Genomic DNA, 1,624 nt, shown 5'->3' with positions numbered 1-1,624 from the left:
TCCTCGAAGAGGTCACCGAGTGAGCGCTCCGGGATCTCCACACTCGTGTCGTTCCACGTCCGCAGGACCAGCTCCCGCTCGGCCGCGTCCAGCAAATCCACCTCACGCACGGCCAGAGCCGGGTCGGCCACCACCTGTTCCAGCAGCCGGCGGAAGGCCGCCACCATGCGCTCGGCCGTCGCGTGGTCGAAGATGTCGGAACTGTAGAGCACCGCCCCCGTCAGTCCGCCGGACTCGTCGCCGCGCAGCAGGAACTCCAGGTCGAACTTGGCGGAGCCGGTGTCGACGATCCCCACCCGCGCGGCGCCCAGTCCGCGCAGCCGCAGCTCGGGATCAGGGCCGTTCTCCAGTGCGAGGCAGACCTGGAACAGCGGGTGCCGGGAGAGCGAGCGCTCGGGGTTCACCGCCTCCAGGACCAGATCGAAGGGCGCCTCCTGGTGGGCGAAGGCGTCCAGGTCGGTGGCGCGCACCCGGGCGAGCAGCTCGCGGAAGGACGGATTGCCCGAGGTGTCGGAGCGCAGCACCAGCGTATTGACGAAGAAGCCCACCAGCGGGGACACCGCGTCGTCGGACCGCCCGGCCACCGGCGACCCGATGGGGATGTCCTCTCCCGCGCCCAGCCGGGTGAGTGTCGCGGCGAGCGCGGCGTGCAGCACCATGAACGGGGTGCACCGCTCGGCCCGCGCCAGGGCCACCGTACGCTCGTACAACTCGCTGCCGAAGTCGACCAGGACCGCGCCTCCGCGCTGCCCCGCCACCGCCGGGCGGGGACGGTCGAGGGTCAGGCCGAGCTCCTCCGGCAGACCGGCCAGCGCGGTACGCCAGTGCGCCAGCTCGGCGGCGAGCACACTGTCGGGATCGGCCGCGTCGCCGAGCGTTCGCCGCTGCCAGAGCGCGTGGTCGGCGTACTGGACGGCGGGTGCGGTCCAGGCCGGCGCGTGGCCCTCGCGCCGGGCGGCGTACGCCTCGGCGAGGTCCCCGAACAGCGGCCGCTGCGACTGCCCGTCGGTCGCGATGTGGTGCAGCAGTACGAGCAGGACCTGGCCCCCGTCGCCCGTGTCGAAGAGCGTCACCCGCAGCGGCGGCTCGGCGCTCAGATCGAACGCGTACCCGGCGGCCTGCCTGAGCCCGGCGTCCAGCTCGGCCGCCGTGATCCGCCTGCGTTCGAAGGCCACGGGGGCGTCCTCCGGGGCGAGCACCTTCTGGTACGCCTCTCCCTCGACCGGTACGAAGACCGTGCGCAAGGGCTCGTGACGTCCCATCAGGTCCTGGAAGGCCGCGCGCAGGGCGTCGGTGTCGAGATCGCCCTCCAGTCGCACCGACAGCGGCACGTTGTACGCCGTGCCCCGCTCCTCCAGATCGGCGATCAGCCACAGGCGACGCTGTGCGAAGGAGAGGGGGAGCCGCTCCGGCCGGTGTTCGGCGGCGATCAGCGCCGGACGCGCCGCCGACGGCCCGGCGGTGGACATCAGCTCGGCGAGGGCGGCGGGGGTGGGGTTGAGGAAGATGTCGCGGATGGTGAGGTCGGTGTCGAGGGTGGTGCGGATGCGGCTGGCGAGGCGGGCGGCGAGGAGGGAGTGGCCGCCGTGGTCGAAGAAGTTGTCGTCGATGGTGAGGGGTGCGG

At 72.7% G+C, this 1,624-nt stretch carries 1 protein-coding gene; it reads right to left on the bottom strand.

Features of this window, described 5'->3' with window-relative positions; genetic code table 11:
* The coding region (locus ACIBAE_RS29620; RefSeq protein ID WP_399291479.1) for a condensation domain-containing protein at positions 1 to 1,624 on the bottom strand (1,624 nt) is incomplete at both ends.

Source organism: Streptomyces sp. NPDC051569, from assembly GCF_044454085.1.
GTDB lineage: Bacteria > Actinomycetota > Actinomycetes > Streptomycetales > Streptomycetaceae > Streptomyces.
This window is presented reverse-complemented; position numbering and strand designations above follow the sequence as displayed.